Annotated in this window: 16 protein-coding genes and 1 other annotated feature (1 of these 17 running past the window's edge); of the genes, 5 read left to right on the forward strand and 11 right to left on the reverse strand. The window is 45.5% G+C overall.

All coding sequences use genetic code 11. From position 1 onward, the window contains the following. Positions 1-5: 5 nt before the first annotated feature. From NX903_RS14450 to NX903_RS14490, 9 genes are all read right to left on the reverse strand, one after another. On the reverse strand, positions 6-866 hold the full coding sequence (locus NX903_RS14450; protein ID WP_015251420.1) for a carbohydrate ABC transporter permease: 861 nt from the start codon (positions 864-866) through the stop codon (positions 6-8). 206 nt (positions 867-1,072) lie between these two features. Further along, on the reverse strand, positions 1,073-1,834 hold the full coding sequence (locus tag NX903_RS14455; protein WP_041351158.1) for an NAD-dependent epimerase/dehydratase family protein: 762 nt from the start codon (positions 1,832-1,834) through the stop codon (positions 1,073-1,075). Between the two features lie 76 nt (positions 1,835-1,910). Further along, positions 1,911-3,098 carry a biotin biosynthesis cytochrome P450 gene (bioI, locus tag NX903_RS14460; RefSeq protein WP_086344619.1) on the reverse strand — a complete coding sequence of 396 codons (1,188 nt, stop codon included), beginning with the start codon at positions 3,096-3,098 and terminating at the stop codon, positions 1,911-1,913. A 68-nt stretch (positions 3,099-3,166) separates the two neighbouring features. Further along, on the reverse strand, positions 3,167-4,174 hold the full coding sequence (gene bioB / locus NX903_RS14465) for a biotin synthase BioB (RefSeq protein ID WP_086344214.1): 1,008 nt from the start codon (positions 4,172-4,174) through the stop codon (positions 3,167-3,169). Between the two features lie 2 nt (positions 4,175-4,176). Next, positions 4,177-4,872 (reverse strand): dethiobiotin synthase, encoded by a 696-nt coding sequence (bioD, locus tag NX903_RS14470; RefSeq protein WP_024572242.1) that lies wholly within the window; start codon positions 4,870-4,872, stop codon positions 4,177-4,179. Continuing rightward, positions 4,869-6,038, reverse strand: coding sequence for an 8-amino-7-oxononanoate synthase (bioF, locus tag NX903_RS14475; RefSeq protein WP_086344215.1), 1,170 nt, complete (start codon positions 6,036-6,038; stop codon positions 4,869-4,871). The genes bioD and bioF overlap by 4 nt, the downstream gene beginning before the upstream one ends. Continuing rightward, on the reverse strand, positions 6,028-7,374 hold the full coding sequence (gene bioA, locus NX903_RS14480; RefSeq protein WP_086344216.1) for an adenosylmethionine--8-amino-7-oxononanoate transaminase: 1,347 nt from the start codon (positions 7,372-7,374) through the stop codon (positions 6,028-6,030). The genes bioF and bioA overlap by 11 nt, the downstream gene beginning before the upstream one ends. Further along, the gene (gene bioW / locus NX903_RS14485; protein ID WP_086344217.1) at positions 7,364-8,140 is read right to left on the reverse strand and encodes a 6-carboxyhexanoate--CoA ligase; all 777 of its coding nucleotides are present in this window, start codon (positions 8,138-8,140) and stop codon (positions 7,364-7,366) included. Before bioW ends, bioA begins: the two co-directional genes overlap by 11 nt. Positions 8,141-8,349: 209 nt before the next feature. Continuing rightward, positions 8,350-9,249 (reverse strand): dienelactone hydrolase family protein, encoded by a 900-nt coding sequence (locus tag NX903_RS14490; protein ID WP_014480608.1) that lies wholly within the window; start codon positions 9,247-9,249, stop codon positions 8,350-8,352. 218 nt (positions 9,250-9,467) lie between these two features. Between NX903_RS14490 and NX903_RS14495 the strand changes: the two genes are divergently transcribed. Genes NX903_RS14495 through melA form a run of 5 tightly spaced genes read left to right on the forward strand, consistent with a single transcriptional unit; the run spans position 9,468 to position 14,865 of the window. Next, complete coding sequence (locus NX903_RS14495) at positions 9,468-10,502, forward strand: LacI family DNA-binding transcriptional regulator (protein ID WP_086344218.1); 1,035 nt, start codon at positions 9,468-9,470, stop codon at positions 10,500-10,502. 33 nt (positions 10,503-10,535) lie between these two features. Further along, complete coding sequence (locus tag NX903_RS14500) at positions 10,536-11,816, forward strand: ABC transporter substrate-binding protein (RefSeq protein ID WP_144486741.1); 1,281 nt, start codon at positions 10,536-10,538, stop codon at positions 11,814-11,816. Continuing rightward, positions 11,809-12,720 carry a carbohydrate ABC transporter permease gene (locus NX903_RS14505; RefSeq protein ID WP_015251409.1) on the forward strand — a complete coding sequence of 304 codons (912 nt, stop codon included), beginning with the start codon at positions 11,809-11,811 and terminating at the stop codon, positions 12,718-12,720. Before NX903_RS14500 ends, NX903_RS14505 begins: the two co-directional genes overlap by 8 nt. Beyond that, entirely contained in the window at positions 12,717-13,547 is an 831-nt protein-coding gene (locus tag NX903_RS14510) for a carbohydrate ABC transporter permease (RefSeq protein WP_014480612.1), read from the forward strand. The genes NX903_RS14505 and NX903_RS14510 overlap by 4 nt, the downstream gene beginning before the upstream one ends. Before the next feature lie 19 nt (positions 13,548-13,566). After that, complete coding sequence (gene melA, locus NX903_RS14515) at positions 13,567-14,865, forward strand: alpha-galactosidase MelA (protein WP_024572927.1); 1,299 nt, start codon at positions 13,567-13,569, stop codon at positions 14,863-14,865. A 21-nt stretch (positions 14,866-14,886) separates the two neighbouring features. On the opposite strand, the gene NX903_RS14520 is transcribed toward melA, so the two are convergent. After that, entirely contained in the window at positions 14,887-15,198 is a 312-nt protein-coding gene (locus tag NX903_RS14520; protein WP_004398993.1) for a rhodanese-like domain-containing protein, read from the reverse strand. A 115-nt stretch (positions 15,199-15,313) separates the two neighbouring features. Beyond that, the gene (gene leuS / locus NX903_RS14525) at positions 15,314-17,728 is read right to left on the reverse strand and encodes a leucine--tRNA ligase (RefSeq protein ID WP_017695459.1); all 2,415 of its coding nucleotides are present in this window, start codon (positions 17,726-17,728) and stop codon (positions 15,314-15,316) included. 107 nt (positions 17,729-17,835) lie between these two features. Continuing rightward, positions 17,836-17,975: a binding site (T-box leader), on the reverse strand (it continues 75 nt past the right edge of the window).

The following is a 17,975-nucleotide window of genomic DNA, read 5'->3' on the forward strand; positions in this document are numbered from 1 at the left end:
TTTCTTTATCCTTTGACAGATCCCAGCAAAGCTCCTTTTGCAAAATGCTTTTGTATAAACGGATAGACAAGCAGAACCGGGATGGTCGCCACCACTATGACCGCCATTTTAATGGTTTGCTCAGGCGGCGGGCTGCCCGACCCCATTTCAGACATATCCCCCTGCATACCGCTTGATACAATGACGATTTGGCGCAGAAGCACCTGAATCGGCCATTTTGCTGAATCATTTAAGTACAAGATCGCTGTCATATACGTGTTCCAATACGTGACCGCATAAAATAGTGAAATCGTTGCGATCGCAGGAAGAGACAGCGGCAGCACAATTTTAAAGAATATGCCCAGATCATTGCACCCGTCAATTTTCGCGGACTCTTCCAAGCTTGACGGGATATTTTGAAAGAAGTTTTTCAGAATGATCAGGTTAAAGGCATTAATGGCTGTCGGCAAAATAAGCGCCCAGTAAGAATCGAGCAATCCAAGCGATTTGACCACAAGGAAAGTCGGAATCATGCCGCCGCTAAACAGCATCGTAAATACGACGAGAAACATGAGCGGCTGCCGGCCGATTAAATCACGGCGGGATAACCCGTAAGCCATCAGTGACGAAAGAAACATGCTGACCGCAGTGCCTATCACTGTCACAAACACAGAAACAAGCAAGCTCTTATAAATAATATCTGTTGAAAAAATGTAGCGATAAGCATCTAGCGAAAAAGTGGTCGGTATTAAAATAAATGTTTTCGACACGACTTCTTCTACTGTGGCGAAGGATGCTGCGATGACATGAATGAACGGAAGTACGCATATTAAAGCGAACATCAGCAAGAAACCATAAATCAACATATCAAACAGACGGTTTTTCAGTGAATGTGCGATAGCTTCCACCTCTCTTTGTAAGCGTTATCATATTTTTGAAAACCGAGCTCAGCATGTGACGATATCGTGTCTAAAATGTAGCAAATCTGTGATTGCCATGTCTATAATCATTTGAACAGTGTCCCCGGCCGGGCGGGGGCTGCCGCGAATTGAGACCGATAACAAAAGAAAAAGAGCATAATCTTAGAAAATGATTATGCTCCGTTCTCCTCCTCGTTCAGAAGTTCAGCCGTATTGATTTGTGGCGAAAACCCAAGTTCATTCACGGCAGATTCAATGGACCATGGCCGGCCCGGATTATCAGAGACGGCGTAATAAGTGCCGTACCGGATATTGGTCTCAATAGCGGCTTTGAAAATCGACAGCAGATCGGGGTGAGAAAGCAGTGTCTTTTTCGTCCGTTCTTTTTCATGCAGCGTATCCATTTCATCTGTGACGACTGTTCCGATTCGCAGGTTGATTACTGATAGCTTATTTTCCAAATAAAACAAATGGCCGATCTGTTCAGAGGTCAGCTTTAATACACCGTACAAGTTTTTTGACAGCGGATAATCGCTTGTTGTGATTTCCCGTCCTAAGAGCGAGCGCCCGTCTTTTTCGTAGACATCTGTGACATGATTACTGCTGGCGAACACGAGCTTTTGAATGCCGAGCTCCGCTGCCGCACGGCACAGATAATAGCTTGCCCTATAGAAAACATCCGTCATTTTTTCAAACTCAGCGATGTCCATAATATCGTATTTGATTTTAACAGCGAGTAAATTCAAGATGACATCCGTATCTTTTGGAATCTTCTTCAACAGCTCCTCATAGTTTGCCGCGTCAGCCTGAATGGAAGAGGCTTTGCCATCGAAATGATCTTTATCAAGCACTGTCACTTCATAGTCTGAAATAAGCCCTTCAGCAAGCAGTCTCCCAATCACACCATTTCCGCCGGCGATCAGCACTTTTTTCACTATGTTCACTCCCCTTTTTTATAGATTGCCCATTTTCGGCGGGGCTGACACTTTTTTGGCACTCACATTCTTAGGCTTATTCAAAAGTCACCGGCAGCTCCTCAAGCGCCCGAAATCCAAAAAGCGGCCGATACCGCCATTCAAAATCCGCGAGCTTAAGGCTGGGCATTCGCTGCAGAAGGGTGTTAATCGCAATTTGCGCTTCTAATCGTGCCAGCGAGGACCCTAAGCAAACATGATGGCCATGCCCGAATGAAAGATGCGGATTAGGACTTCTCGTAATATCGAAGACATCGGGGTTCGTGAATATGCTAGGGTCTCGATTAGCCGCTCCTAACAAAAGATAGACTTGCTCTCCTTGACGGATCGTCACCCCGCAGATGTCAATATCCTCTGACGCAACTCTGGCTGTCATTTGCGTGGGGCTTTCATAGCGTAAACATTCCTCGACTGCGGTATCAATAAGATCTGGATTTTCTCTCAGTTTCAAAAGCTGTTCTGGATGCTGCAGCAGACAAAGGACTGAATTGCTGATGAGATTAACCGTTGTCTCATGTCCGGCGATCGCCAGCAATATGCACGTAGATGCCGCTTCCTCTTCCGTCAGCTTATCCTTTTCTTTCCCCTTCAAGAGCATGCTGATCATATCCTGTTGAGGGTGGCGTTTTCGCTCTTGAATCAGCTCTCTGAAATATGCCATAGCCTGCACAGCCATATGATTGCCCTCTGTTAATGCCTTTCTTGACCGGGTAAAATCAATCGTTTGAATGAGACTCCCAGCCCACTCCTTTAATTGCTCCCTATCTTCCTCCGGTACACCTATAATGTTAGCTATGACAAAGCTTGCTAAAGGAAAAGCAAAGTCCGAAATGACCTCCATCTTTTTTTTACCTTGCACTTGATCAAGCAAATGATGGACAGTTTCAATGATATACGGCTGATAACTCTCTGTCGCTCTCGGCGTAAACGCTCCGCTGGCAAGCGTCCGCAATCGTCTATGATCAGGCTGGTTCTGAAACAGCATCATTTGATTTTGCACATGTGAAAGGTCCTGATATTTGGTTGAGCTCTCAGGCAGCGGGGTGCGGACTTTGAATCTCGCATCTTTCAAAATAGCAGCCGTTTCTTCATATCCTGTGACATACCAGCCCGGATATTTTAAGAAACTCCCTTTATAGATAGGATGAACAGCTCGCAATGTGTCGTAAAAAGAATATGGGTTTTTCAAAAACTCAGAAGATGCAGTTGATGATGCAATTGTCACGTGATTTTCTCCTTTCTGTTCAAAAATAAAAGCAATCGACATCATACCGATTGCTTTTATTGATTCTTTCAGCTTTTCGCACTTAAACTGGCCTTCATTTCTTCGACTGATTCAACTTCAAAGCCTAAATCACTCAGCATTTTATGATCCTCCGTCTCCTCTTGCCCGGCAGTTGTTAAGTAATCTCCGACAAAAATGGAGTTTGCGGCGTAAAGCCCTAATGGCTGCAACGAGCGGAGATTGACCTCTCTTCCCCCGGAAATGCGAATTTCTTTTGATGGATTGATAAAACGGAACAGCGCCAGCACTTTTAAACAATACAGCGGGTTTAATTCGTTGACGCCTTCTAACGGCGTGCCATCAATTGCATGCAAAAAATTCACAGGAATGGAATCCGCGTCAAGAGCCTTCAAGCTTTTGGCGATGTCAATGACATCCTGTTTCGTCTCCTTCATCCCGATAATGGCGCCTGAACACGGAGACAGCCCCGATTCTTTTGCGATTTCAACCGTACTGACTCTGTCATCGTATGTATGTGAGGTCGTGATGTTTGAATGGTTTCTCTGTGACGTATTCAAATTATGATTATAGCGGTCTACTCCGGCATCTTTGAGCCGCTTCGCCTGCTCTGGCTTCAACAGTCCAAGACATGCACAAATCTTCAGTCCATACGTCTCTTTAATTTCCTGAACCGCATCTACGACCTGATCCACTTCTCTGTTAGACGGCCCTCTGCCGCTTGCCACGATACAATATGTGCCGATATTCAGATCGTGCGCCCGCTTCGCGCCTTCAAGCAGCGTTTCCTTATTCACCATCCGGTAAGACTCAATCGGCGCTTTCGAAATCGCAGACTGTGAACAATAGCCGCAGTTTTCCGGGCAGAGCCCGGATTTCGCATTCATAATCATATTGAGCTTTACTTTTTTTCCATAAAAGTGTTTTCTGATGTGAAAAGCTCCATGCATTAATAGCAAAATATCTTCATCAGGACAATTTAATATTGAAAGCGCCTCTTCGTCAGTCACTTCTGCTCCAGCCAGCACCCGGTCTGCGAGTTCCATCCATTGATTCATTCTCATACCCCCACTTGATTCATCAGTAATGATAGATTGATATGGTCTTTTACCATATGTAGAACCGTTTCTTTCGTAACGTTGGCAAGCTTTGGCGTAACCCCTAAAATCGGAACACCGCATAAGCGCTCAATCATCTCAGGATTGGTTTTTTCATCTTCATCAGGAGAGTCACTGATTCCATTGATGATAATTCCGGCAATTGGAAGCCCCATGCTTTCTGCATATTTGACAGTTAAAAAGGTATGATTAATGGTTCCAAGGTGAGGACGTGCCACAATAATCATGGGAAGCTGCAACGCTTTTATGACATGACTGACCAAATAGTCCTCTCCCAATGGCACAGAAATACCGCCCGCACCTTCTACGATGAAGCATTCATGTTTTTCTCTAATCCGTCCCCAATGGCTTAAAACCTCTTCCATGGTGACAGTCTTTCCCTCAAGTTTCCCTGCAACGTATGGTGCAAGCGGCGCTTTGAAGGCAAAAGGCGTAATGTCTTCATGAGAAAGACTGGTCTGCGACATGTCTTTCAGCAGACTTGTATCACTATCTGGATGATGACGCGATATCCCGCTTAAAAATGGTTTATACACACCGACATCTCTATTATGTTCTTTCAATAAGGCAGCAAGACCGCTGGATATAACCGTTTTCCCCACTTCTGTATCAGTTCCCGTCACAAAAAAACCCCTCAAATGATATGCAGCTCCTTTCCGATTGAATGAAATGTTTTCAGCAAATCATCAATATCACCCATACTGTGGTCAGACGTGATTGTAATTCGAATACGGCTTTCACCCGGCGCAACGGTCGGAGGCCGAATGGCAGGAGCATAAATTCCCTTGCCCTGCAGTTTTTCAGCAAATATGACCGTTTTATGGGCATCGCCAATGACTACAGGAATAATCGGTGTGTGATCTCCTTTCACCACATACCCCATATTCATCAGACTGGTTCTGATCGTACTGATATAAGAAAATACAAGCTGCCGTTTTTCCCTGCTGGCTTCAATGATGTTGAAAGCCTCATGAGCAGCCGCACAGCTAGCTGGCGGAATAGCGGTTTGAAAGATAAATGTTCTGGCATGGTTCAGCAAAAAGTCGATGAAGACCGCTGATCCTGCCGCAAAACCTCCTTCCGCGCCAACAGCTTTGCTTAAGGTGCCGATCACAATGTCAGGATAAACACCAAAGTATTCACTCGTTCCTCGTCCCGAATCGCCCAAAACTCCTGTTGCGTGGGCATCATCAACGACCACGAAGGCATGATAGCGTTTCGCAAGTGAGATGATCTGATCAAGAGGGGCGATTGTGCCATCCATGCTGAATACCCCGTCTGTTACGATAAAACGGCGCTGATAACGCTGTGTTTCATTCAGCTTGTTTTCAAGATCATTCATATCAATATGCCGATAAACAACTGTATCAGCCTTAGAAAGTCGGCAGCCGTCGATAATACTTGCATGATTGAGCTGGTCACTTAAAATGACATCTTCCTTTTCTGGCAAGGATGAAAGGACACCGACATTGGCCAAGTAACCGCTCGAAAACAGCAGGGCCGCTTCTGTCCGTTTAAAGCTGGCAATCTTCTTTTCTAGCTCTTCATGCCAGACCGAATTGCCTGTCGTTAAACGTGAACCGCTGCTTCCTGTCCCAAATTGCTGCAATGCTGTTTGGGCTGCATCGATCAAGCGTCTATCACTTGCGAGCCCTAAATAATTGTTTGAGGACCAGACGGTTTGATTCTTGCCATCAATGTTCCGCTCTGGAACCGGTGCCCCATTCATTGACCGCAGATTACGGTGTGCACCGGCTTCCTTTACTATGTCTAACCGCTCGTTTAACCAGGAATCAATCTTCAAGGCTCGTAACCTCGTGGATCGCTTGTTTCATAATGGCAACCATTTCCGTGAGCTCTTCAGCTGTGCTGGCGAGAGGAGGCAGAAATGCAATCACGTCCCCAAGCGGTCTTGTCAGCATTCCTAACTCTCTCATTTTTAAGGAAACTTTGTATCCAATCCGCCGATCAGCCGGGTAAGGTTCTTTGGTTTCCTTTGACCGGACAAGCTCTGCACCGCACATAAAGCCAAGCTGCCGAATATCCCCAACATGAGGAAGAGCGTGCAGATCTTGAAGAAGAAAATGGAGCTTTTTACTTTTTTCCGCTACTTGTTCCACAATGTTTTCAGATTCAAATAATGCCAGATTTTCAAGCGCAACCGCACAGCCAAGCTGATTGCCTGTATAGGAATGGCCATGGAAAAAGGTTTTTAGGTTTTCATAATCATCATAGAATGCCTTATAGATGTCTTCAGTGGCAAACGTAACGGCAATTGGCAAATAGCCTCCTGTAATGCCTTTACCGGCAGCCATCAGATCAGGCTGGACATTCTCGTGCTCGCACGCAAACATTTTTCCTGTACGGCCAAAGCCTGTAGCGACTTCATCAACGATCATTAAGACATCGTATGTTGTACATAGCTCGCGCACGCCTGCCAAATATCCTTCCGGCATCACGATCATACCGGATGCCCCTTGTACCATTGATTCAATGGAAAGCGCGGCAATTTCCTCATGATGTTCCTCAAGCAGCTGTGCAAGCTCTCGCAGGCACTGATCACGGCATTCATCAGGATCACCGCTTTCAGAGCGATACACATAAGGAATCGGGGCCTTGTAACTCTCGAACATCAACGGGCCGTATACGTGGTGAAAAAGCTCAATTGAACCGACACTGACGGCGCCAATCGTATCACCGTGATACCCGTTTTTCATTGCGATGAATTTTTGTTTCTCGGGCTTCCCGATGTTCTTCCAATACTGAAACGCCATTTTTAGGGCTATTTCCATCGCTTCTGCACCGCTGTCTGAATAAAAGACCCGCGTGAGCTTTTTTGGGCTGATGTCGATTAATGTCTCGGCAAGCTGGGTTGCTGGAACGTTGGTCATGCCCAATAACGTGGAGTGCGCAATTTTTCCGAGCTGTTTTTTTATGGCGTTATCTAGTTCTTTTTTGCGGTGTCCGTGGACATTAAGCCAAACTGATGAAAAACCGTCATAGTATTCCTTGCCATTTATGTCTTTGACTTTGATTCCAGTCCCGCTTTCGATGATTAAGGGGTTTTCATCATAATCTTTCATTTGGGTAAATGGCAGCCAGAGGTGCTTTTTACTTTTTTCTATCAAATCATGAGTCATGGTCTTCCTCCCACTCTATTAAAATAGGCTGCTTCTCCAGATCATGTATGTACGTGTTTACATCATTGGATCCATCAATAAAAAAGACTCGGCAGCCCTCTTCAGTCCCGTATTCTTTCATTGCTGTAATACGCTGATAGCCCATTTTCTTACCCGCAACATAGCCTGTTATGTAATCCGGATCGTCCGACCAGCATAATTCTGCAATGGCTGCCGGGTGCCGGCTTACCTTTGAAGCGAGCGCAAGGGCCTCTTTTATTCTTGAATGAGCTGGCACGTGACTGTGAAGCGCCCATTTTTCAAAATTAGCGTCCGGCCAATCCATTCTGGAGACCCGCACCCCTTTTTCTTTTGTTTGATCCATTCGCTTGCCTGTATGAATATCAAACAACACCGCACCCCTGACATCTGACCATTCTGGGATTTGTTCATACGCTTTTTCAATCACGTCTCGTGAAACGCCTTCTTTTTCCAATAACAATCGGGCAAGCTTTTGTCCTTCTCCCGGGCAGCTCACTTCATTCGTATACACAGGCAATGGCTGAATGGTTTTTATCGATTCATGTACCTCTTCAAATTGAATTTGCATAAAATCAGGTTTTCCTCTTGAATGGGATAACCCTTTTTCTAATAAAGCATTGACTGTATGCTTCATCTCATGGAAAGGAATAAGCCGTTCTCCGCCGGATATATGCTTTCCGCCGTCTTCATGAGATCCATTCATAGAAGCCCTCATTCTGACACTATAAAAAGTTTCTTCTTGCATCATTTCTCGCCCTTTCACTGATAACTGAAGAACGTGTAGCGCTTCTCACCTCAATTGTTAACCAATTATATTTAAAGGTTAACAATTAGAATATATTATTCTCTCCTGTTTCTGTCAATAGAAGAAAGGATCGATTTATGGCAGTTGGTTAAAAGGAAACAAAAAGACCGTTTTCACACAAAACGGTCTTTTTCGATTTCTTTTTACAGTCACAGCCACTTTTGCAAAAACCGGACAGCTTCATGCCTCATAACTGCTGTTTCGAAATGTCCCGAAGCAGAACGGACCACTCGGTAGCAATCAGCAGCTCCCTGTCCAGCATAGACAGCTGTCAATTCTTTTTCGATTTTGTCCACGCCCTCAGCCGGCGTTAACCGATCGTGTACACCAACAAGACTAAGGTGCGGGCGCGGCGCGATCAGGCTTTGGATCTCCGATGCGGAAAAATGCTTTGCAAGCGATGGGACGTAATAATAAAAGCCGTGCCTGTCAAGATTCTGTGTTTTGATCAGCACGTGATGATCCACCTGGCTGCACAAATCCACACACACCTTAATCCGGTCATCGAGCGCCGCTGTCCACCACGCCATCAAACCTCCCATAGACATGCCGATGGTTCCGATCCTGTCAGGCTGAACATCAGAGCGTGACTGCATATAGTCTAACGCACTTAAACTGTCATAAATCATCATCCCCCACATCACTTTTCCGGTGAGAAGCATTTCTTTAAATATCTCGCTTTCCGCTTTTCCCCGCCGATCTCCAAATCCCCAATGATCAATCGCAAGAACGCCGTATCCGAGTGAAGTAAGCTCATCAGAAAAAGAAGGCGTTTTCAAATAATCCGCTCCCTCAATCAGCTCACTTTTTCCCCTATCATACTGGCCCCCATGCGAATGCTGAAACAATACGGCTGGGCACGGTCCTTCTGTTTTCTTCGGCTTCACAAAATAAGCGGGCACCTTTTCATGTCCATTTAAATCGAGCAGGAGCGTTTCAACGATATTTTCTTCTCTTTCTTCAATACGTAATGTCTCAACACTGATTGGCCTCCGATCAGGCAAATCACCAAGCAATCGAAACAGTTGCTTTCTTCTTTCGGCTCTCATCCCATCACCCTTCCTTATTCGCTTACTTCACATTTACGAGACAGATTCTGGGTTCCCCTTTATTTTTCCAACATAAATCACATCATTTACTAAATATTTAGTAAATATAACGAAATATTCCGAAAACAATTATTGTAACTGTTTACTTTTATATGATAGTATCAATTTATCAAAAACAGATGAGTTAATATTTTACTAAATAGATAAGAGGGATACCCATGGTTCGTATTAAAGATATCGCCTTGAAAGCTAATGTTTCCAGCGCAACTGTGTCCAGAATTTTAAATGAAGATGAGTCGCTTTCTGTTGCGGGCGAAACGAGACAAAGAGTCATCAACATCGCTGAAGAGCTTGGTTATCAAACCGTTGCCAAACGCCGAAAATCCCGCGGGCAAAAACAGCGGGCCCAGCCGCTGATCGGTGTGCTGAGCTGTCTGTCCCCTGATCAGGAAAGGCAGGACCCTTACTTTTCTTCCATTCGGAAAGGCATTGAAAAGGAATGCTTTGAACAGGAAATTTTCATTACAAATTCGATTCATCTCGGCTCATTTCAGGAACATATCTTTCGGGAATTGGATGGTGTCATTGTCATTGGCCGTGTTCATGATGAAGCGGTTAAGCATATCAGCGGAAGGCTGGAGCATGCCGTATTTATCAATCATTCACCAGATCCGCAAGCATACGATTCGATTGGAATCGATTTTGAATCGGCTTCACGCCAGGCGATTGATCACCTTTTCGACTTAGGCTACAAACGTTTAGGCTACATTGGCGGACAAGAAAAAGAGCATACGCTGAAGGACGGCCAAAGCATTCGCAGAACGATTGAAGACAAACGCCTGACCGCTTTTTTGGAGTCAGCCACCCCCCAGCCTGAGCATGTGCTGATCGGAGAATACAGCATGCGTGAGGGCTATCGCCTGATGAAGAAAGCAATCGATCAAGGCCATCTGCCGGAAGCATTCTTTATTGCCAGCGATTCTATGGCGATCGGCGCATTAAAAGCGCTGCAGGAAGCCGGACTGCAAGTGCCGCGGGATACTGCAATCGTCAGCTTTAACGGCATTGAGGAAGCTGAATTTGCCAGCACGCCTTTAACAACGGTGAAGGTATACACAGAAGAAATGGGCCGGACAGGCGTAAAACTGCTGCTTGACCGTCTCAATGGCCGAACGCTTCCTCACCATGTCACCCTGCCTACAACATTAATTGTAAGACAAAGCTGCGGATGTACAGCAAAGGAGGTGACATAAGCAAAGATTCATCACGATGATAAGGAGGAAAAGATGAAACACACTTTTGTTTTATTTCTCTCTCTTATTCTGCTTGTTCTGCCCGGGTGTTCAGCAGAGAAAAGCTCAGCAGATACCGCAAAAAAGACGTTAACCATTTATTCTACAATGTCAACCGACAGTGAAAGAGATACGTTCAGAAAACTGGCAGCAGCATTCGAAAAGGAACACAGTGACATTCATGTCAGCCTTCATTTCCCAGGCAATGACTATGAAAATATGATGCGTGTCAGAATGGCGGCCAATGATTTGCCTGATCTATTCGATACGCATGGCTGGGGGAAAATCAGGTACGGAGAATATACAGCCGATCTCCGGGATATGGAATGGACTCAAGATCTTGATCCTAATTTAAACAGCATCCTCAAAAATAAAAGCGGAAAGGTGTATGCCTATCCAATCAATCAGGCAAAAGACGGTCTGGCGTATAATCGCAATATTTTAGACCGTTACGGCATTGCTCCGCCGGAAACCATGGATGACTTTATCAAAGCACTGAGAACGATTAAAGAAAAGAGCAAGGGAAGCATTGTTCCCTTCTGGTTTGCCGGCTATGACAAAAGCTCATTCGCTCAATATTACGACCAATTCGCTACACCTCTTCTCATCACAGACCCTGCCCATAATGAAAAAAAACAGCTCACCAATGGCACTTTCAAATGGAATAAATTTACTTACTTATCGAAAATCCTCAAACAAATGCAGAAAGAAAAATTGATTAACATCGACGCCGTCACGGCAAAAAAATCACAGCTCATTGAATTAATGGCCCAAAACAAAATCGCCTTTACAATGCAAGGCGGCACACTCGGCCAAGACGTTGCCCAGATCAACTCTAACGTCGAGGTCGGCATTATCCCGACACCTGCCATACATCCCGGTGATGACCCGATATGGATCGGCGGTGAACGCTACACGCTTGCAGCATGGAAAGATTCGCCTCAATTAAAAGAGGCAAAAGATTTTATCGCATTTATGGCCCTTCCGGCCAATGCCAAACAAATGGCTGAAGCCACATCGCTTCCTTCAGGGCTGACCAATGTGAAAGCTGATATTTTCTACGCAAACGATTATGAGCATTATCAAGATGTCAAAGTCGAGCCTTACTTCGACCGGTTATACTTGCCAAACGGAATGTGGGATGTCCTGGGCACGGTTGGGCAGGAGCTCGCGGCTGACATTTTGGCGCCTCAAGACATTTCGCAGAAGCTGGGAAGAGAATATAAACGACTCCGGGAGCAATCGGAAACACAGGGAGCTGAAAACAATGAGTGAGATCGCAAGGGACGTTCATGTGAAACAGGTTAAGCCAAAAAAGCAGTCCTCACTTTGGTGGATGTACATTCCTGCTTTGCTCTCCGTTCTGGTCTTTATGATTTATCCGTTTGTGAAAGGCACATTGATTACCTTTACAAACTGGAACGGCTTTTCACAAGTCTACCAATGGGTTGGATTCGCGCAATATGAAAGGCTGTTTTCTGATCCTGACACTTGGCATATCTTAAAAAACACGCTGCTTTACGGGCTTGGCAGCACTTTTTTTCAAAATGTGGTCGGGCTTCTATACGCTCTGCTCTTAAATCAAAGCATTAAAACGAAAGCGGTAACAAGAACAATTGTGTATTTGCCGGTGATGATCAGCCCGCTCATTATGGGCTACATTTGGTACTTTTTCTTCTCCTATGACGGAGGCGCGCTCAACGATTTGCTCGGGGTCTTCGGCATCAGCCCTATTAATGCGCTCGCCAGTCCATCACTCAATCCATGGATCATTGTCATGATTAACACCTATCAATATGTCGGGATCGCTATGGTTGTCTACTTAGCCGGTCTGCAAAGCATTCCGAAAGACTACTATGAAGCGGCGCAAATGGATGGCGCGAAACAAGGCCAGCAGTTTTTTACCATCACGCTGCCGCTGTTAATGCCCTCCATTACCATTAATATGGTCATCAACATTATCGGAGGCTTAAAGCTGTTTGACGTCATCATTGCACTCACCGCAGGCGGCCCCGGAAATGCGTCACAATCCATGTCCACGTTTATGTATGATTTGTATTTCAAACGGCAGGATGCCGGCTATGCCGCAACGCAAGGCATATTTATGGCATTTGTCATTTTGATCATCAGCTTTTGCGCGCTTGCGTACTTTAAAAGAAAGGAGACGGAAATGTCATGAGAGCCGCCCGTACAAAAAGCATGCGGATCATTACGCTTCTTGCAGCCATTGTGGCCTGTGCGCATTTTATTCCTTTTTATATCCTGCTGACCACTTCATTGAAAGCAAAAGGAGACTACAGTTCGAAATGGATATTTCCAGCCGACATCTCCTTTCATAATTTTTCAGAGGCGTGGGAGCGCGCTTCGCTAGGTAACTCTTTTATAAACACCATGATCATCACAGGTTTTTCTGCCTTGTTATTAATTATATTCGGCTCACTTGCCGCCTACCCGCTTGCCCGGCGGGAAACGAAACTGAATAAAGCTGTTTTTGCCTTGTTGATTTCCATTATGATCATCCCTCCGTTAACGTCCATGGTTCCTTTGTATCGAATGGTCGTGGACGCCGGAATGGTCAATACACACGCAATCGCCATTTTCATCAATACAGCGGCTTACATGCCTTTAACCGTATTCTTATATTCAGGCTTTATCCGATCGACCATTCCAAAAGAGCTTGAAGAAGCCGCAAGAATTGACGGCGCAGGCATGCTGAAAATCTTTTTTACGATTGTGTTTCCTCTGCTGAAGCCGATCACTGCGACCATCTGTATCATTTCTTGTGTCTTTATTTGGAACGACTATCAATTTGCCATTTTCTTTTTACAAGATCAAAAGGTTCAGACATTAACAGTAGCCATGGCAGGTTTTTTCGGAGAAAACGCAAACAACCTTCATTTAGTTGCCGCAGCGGCACTTATGGCAATGCTGCCAATGGTTGTTCTGTTTTTGGCGCTGCAAAAATACTTTATTGCCGGCCTGTCTTCCGGAGCGGTAAAGGGTTAACATTAAAGGAGGAAGCAATATGAAAAAGATTACATTTATCGGTGCAGGGAGCACGATTTTCGCCAAAAATGTTTTGGGAGACTGCCTGTTAACAGAGGCACTGAATGGATTTGAGTTCGCGCTTTATGACATTGATCCCAAACGCCTGCAGGAATCCCAGCTCATGCTCGAAAATCTAAGAGACCGTTATAACCCAAGTGTGGCCATCAACAGCTATGATGACAGAAAACTCGCCTTGCAAAACGCAGGCTATGTCATCAATGCGATTCAGGTTGGAGGATACAAACCGAGCACAGTCATCGATTTCGAGATTCCTAAACGGTATGGGCTGCGCCAGACGATCGCCGATACAGTCGGCATTGGCGGGATATTCAGATCTCTCAGAACAATCCCGGTCTTATTTGATATCGCAAAAGATATGGAGGAAATGTGCCCTGACGCATGGTTCTTAAACTATACAAATCCAATGGCCACTCTTACAGGCGCCATGCTCCGCTATACCAATATCAAAACAATCGGGCTCTGCCACAGTGTTCAAGTGTGCACGAAGGATTTATTTAAAGCTCTCGGAATGGAGCATGACGGAATTGAGGAACGCATTGCGGGCATTAATCATATGGCTTGGCTTTTGGAAGTCAAAAAAGACGGCACAGATTTATATCCAGAAATCAAAAGGAGAGCGAAAGAAAAACAAAAAACAAAGCATCATGATATGGTGCGGTTTGAATTAATGGATAAGTTCGGCTATTATGTCACAGAATCGTCCGAACATAACGCAGAGTATCACCCGTACTTTATTAAACGGAATTACCCTGAACTGATCAGCGAGCTGCAAATCCCGCTCGACGAATATCCGAGAAGGTGCGTCAAGCAAATTGAAAATTGGGAGAAAATGCGGGATGATATCGTCAATAATAAACACCTTACGCACGAACGCTCAAAGGAATATGGTTCAAGAATTATAGAAGCAATGGAAACAAACGAATCATTCACCTTCGGAGGAAACGTCTTGAATACAGGGCTGATCACCAACCTTCCTTCAAAAGCGGTTGTGGAAGTGACATGCGTCGCCGACAGAAAAAAAATTACACCGTGCTTCGCCGGAGAACTGCCTGAGCAGCTTGCCGCCTTAAACCGGACGAATATTAATACACAGCTGATGACAATCGAAGCGGCTGTCACACGGAAAAAAGAAGCGGTTTACCAAGCTGCAATGCTTGATCCGCATACAAGCGCGGAGCTTTCCATGAAGGACATCATCTCCATGTGCGACGATTTATTTGCAGCACACGGCGATTGGCTTCCGGAATACAAATAAAAACTAGGGGACCGCTCTCCCCTAGTTTTTTGGTTTTGTTTCGCCTTCCCAGGCCATCATGCCGCCTTCAACATTGACTGTTTTAAAGCCTTGCTCATCCAGGTACTTGCAGACGTTCATGCTGCGCATTCCTGAGCGGCAGATAAATACGTACTCTTTGTCTTTATCAAGGGTTTCCATTTTTTCAGGAATATCCCCCATGCGAATATGAACGGCTTGCGGGATCATGCCTTCCGCTACCTCTTCATCTTCTCTGACATCAATTAAATATAATTCTTCGTCCGCCTCAATTTTTTCTTTCAAAGCGGCTGTGCTGATTTCTTTTATTTCCAAAGAAAACACTCCTATTCACAGTGATCATGTTCAGTATATCAAAGTCAGCCGAACGATTGCTATTCTGAGACTGATGAAAAAAATCCCCTTTTGGCAAAGGGGATTTTTTCTAGGCTTAGTTTGCCACAATATTGACAAGCTTCCCAGGCACCGCGATGATTTTCCGAATCGTTTTGCCTTCAAGCTGCTCTTTGACCTTTTCATCTGCTTGAGCAAGCTGTTCCAGCTGTTCTTTCGTTGCATCGGCAGGAACCTGTAATTTCGCTTTTACTTTTCCGTTCAGCTGAACAACGATTTCAACTTCATCATCCACAAGTTTTGTTTCATCATATACAGGCCAAGCTTCGTAGGCAATTGTGCCGGAATGGCCAAGCTTCTCCCATAGCTCTTCCGCTAAGTGTGGCGCGACAGGAGAAAGAAGCTTCACGAAGCCTTCCATATATTCTTTCGGCAGTTCTGTTGCTTTATAAGCTTCATTAATAAAGACCATCAGCTGGGAAATACCCGTGTTGAAACGAAGGCCTTCATAATGGTCTGTGACTTTCATGACCGTTTCATGATAGACGCGCTCCAATGTTTCACCCGCGCCTTCAACGATTTTTCCATTAAGCTCACCGCTGTCTTCAATAAATAGGCGCCATACACGGTCAAGGAAACGGCGCGCACCGTCTAATCCTGATTCAGACCAGGCGATTGAAGCATCAAGAGGTCCCATGAACATTTCGTACAATCTCAGCGTATCAGCGCCGTGAGAGGACACGATTTCGTCAGGGTTGACAACGTTCCCTTTAGATTTACTCATTTTTTCGTTATTTTCGCCGAGAATCATTCCTTGGTTGTACAGCTTTTGGAACGGTTCTTTCGTCGGCACTACGCCGATATCATAAAGGAACTTATGCCAGAAGCGGGCATACAGAAGGTGAAGCACGGCATGCTCTGCACCGCCGATATACATATCGACCGGAAGCCATTTTTCCAATTTTTCTGGTGATGCCAGCTGATCCGGATTGTGCGGATCAATATAGCGCAAGAAATACCAGCAGCTTCCCGCCCATTGCGGCATTGTATTCGTTTCTCTTCTTCCTTTTTTCCCTGTCTCAGGGTCTGTGACTTCCACCCACTCTTTAATGTTCGCAAGCGGTGATTCGCCCGTTCCGCTCGGTTTGATTTCATCCGTTTTCGGCAAAATCAGCGGCAGCTCCTCTTCAGGGACAGCTGTTGACGTTCCGTCTTCCCAATGAATGACCGGAATCGGCTCGCCCCAATAACGCTGGCGGCTGAAGAGCCAGTCACGAAGACGGTACGTCACTTTCTTCTCACCGTTTTTCGTTTCTTCCAGCCAAGCGATCACTTTCTCAATCGCTTCCTGTTTGTGAAGACCGTTCAGGAAATCAGAGTTCACGTGCTCGCCGTCGCCAGTATAAGCTGCTTCCTCGACGTTCCCGCCTTTTACGACTTCCTTCACCGGAAGGCCGAATGTTTTGGCGAATTCAAAATCACGCTCATCGTGGCCTGGAACTGCCATGACAGCACCTGTTCCGTATGATGCAAGAACATAATCCGCAATCCAAATCGGCAGTTTTTCTCCGTTCACAGGATTGATCGCATACGCTCCTGTGAATACGCCTGTCTTTGTTTTCGCAAGATCTGTGCGTTCAAGGTCACTCTTTGATTGAATTTCTTTGATATAAGCTTCAACAGCTTCTTTTTGCTCTGCCGTTGTGATGTTTTCCACCAATGCGTGTTCCGGGGCAAGGACAGTGTATGTAGCGCCAAACAGCGTATCTGGTCTTGTTGTAAACACCGTAAAGGAATCATCATGTCCATCTATAGCAAAATGAACGTGAGCGCCTTCCGAACGGCCGATCCAGTTGCGCTGCATATCTTTAATGCTTTCCGGCCAATCAAGCTCTTCCAAGTCCTCAAGGAGCCTGTCCGCATAAGCGGTGATTTTCAGCATCCACTGCTTCATTGGGCGTCTCTCTACCGGATGGCCGCCCCGTTCGCTCTTGCCGTCAATGACTTCTTCGTTGGCAAGAACAGTACCGAGCGCAGGGCACCAGTTTACAGGCACTTCGTCAACGTAAGCAAGGCCTTTTTCGTATAGCTTTAAGAAAATCCATTGCGTCCATTTATAGTATTCAGGGTCAGTCGTATTGATTTCGCGATCCCAGTCATATGAGAAGCCAAGCGCTTGAATTTGGCGGCGGAAGTTATCAATATTCTGCTTCGTAAACACAGCGGGGTCGTTCCCTGTGTCAAGCGCGTATTGTTCAGCTGGCAGGCCGAATGCGTCCCAGCCCATTGGATGAAGGACATCATAGCCCTGCATTCGCTTCATGCGGGACAGAATATCCGTAGCTGTGTATCCTTCAGGATGGCCGACGTGCAACCCAGCTCCAGACGGGTAAGGAAACATGTCCAGCGCGTAGAATTTTTGTTTTTCATTATTATCAAGAGTGGCAAATGTTTTGTTTTCAAGCCAATATGTCTGCCATTTCTTTTCTATCTCTTTGTGCTGAAAACTCAAAGTAAAAACCTCCTTCTGATTGAATACGGCGTGTATGGTTCAAGTATTGACGGGAAGGAGAGGATTATTCAGAATATTCCCAAACTAAAAAAAACTCCCTCATCCCAAAAAGGGACGAGAGACTTTCGTTTTCCCGCGGTACCACCCTCGTTAGCGCGGCATACGCCGCACTCACTTGATACTTTTAACGCAGTTATGCGTCAGCGGCTTTTCACCGCTGCAACTCTGAGGTGAGTTCGGAAACAAA

Origin of the sequence: Bacillus sp. FSL R5-0576, from assembly GCF_038004765.1 — a bacterium.
GTDB lineage: Bacteria > Bacillota > Bacilli > Bacillales > Bacillaceae > Bacillus > Bacillus subtilis.

What these genes read in the sequence shown, in the direction of transcription:
- bioB (WP_086344214.1), bottom strand. Translation starts at nt 4,174, where the DNA reads ATGAATCAATGGATGGAACTCGCAGACCGGGTGCTGGCTGGAGCAGAA.
- bioA (WP_086344216.1), bottom strand. Translation starts at nt 7,374, where the DNA reads ATGACTCATGATTTGATAGAAAAAAGTAAAAAGCACCTCTGGCTGCCA.
- bioW (WP_086344217.1), bottom strand. Translation starts at nt 8,140, where the DNA reads ATGCAAGAAGAAACTTTTTATAGTGTCAGAATGAGGGCTTCTATGAAT.
- NX903_RS14490 (WP_014480608.1), bottom strand. Translation starts at nt 9,249, where the DNA reads ATGAGAGCCGAAAGAAGAAAGCAACTGTTTCGATTGCTTGGTGATTTG.
- NX903_RS14495 (WP_086344218.1), top strand. Translation starts at nt 9,468, where the DNA reads ATGGTTCGTATTAAAGATATCGCCTTGAAAGCTAATGTTTCCAGCGCA.
- NX903_RS14500 (WP_144486741.1), top strand. Translation starts at nt 10,536, where the DNA reads ATGAAACACACTTTTGTTTTATTTCTCTCTCTTATTCTGCTTGTTCTG.
- NX903_RS14505 (WP_015251409.1), top strand. Translation starts at nt 11,809, where the DNA reads ATGAGTGAGATCGCAAGGGACGTTCATGTGAAACAGGTTAAGCCAAAA.
- NX903_RS14510 (WP_014480612.1), top strand. Translation starts at nt 12,717, where the DNA reads ATGAGAGCCGCCCGTACAAAAAGCATGCGGATCATTACGCTTCTTGCA.
- melA (WP_024572927.1), top strand. Translation starts at nt 13,567, where the DNA reads ATGAAAAAGATTACATTTATCGGTGCAGGGAGCACGATTTTCGCCAAA.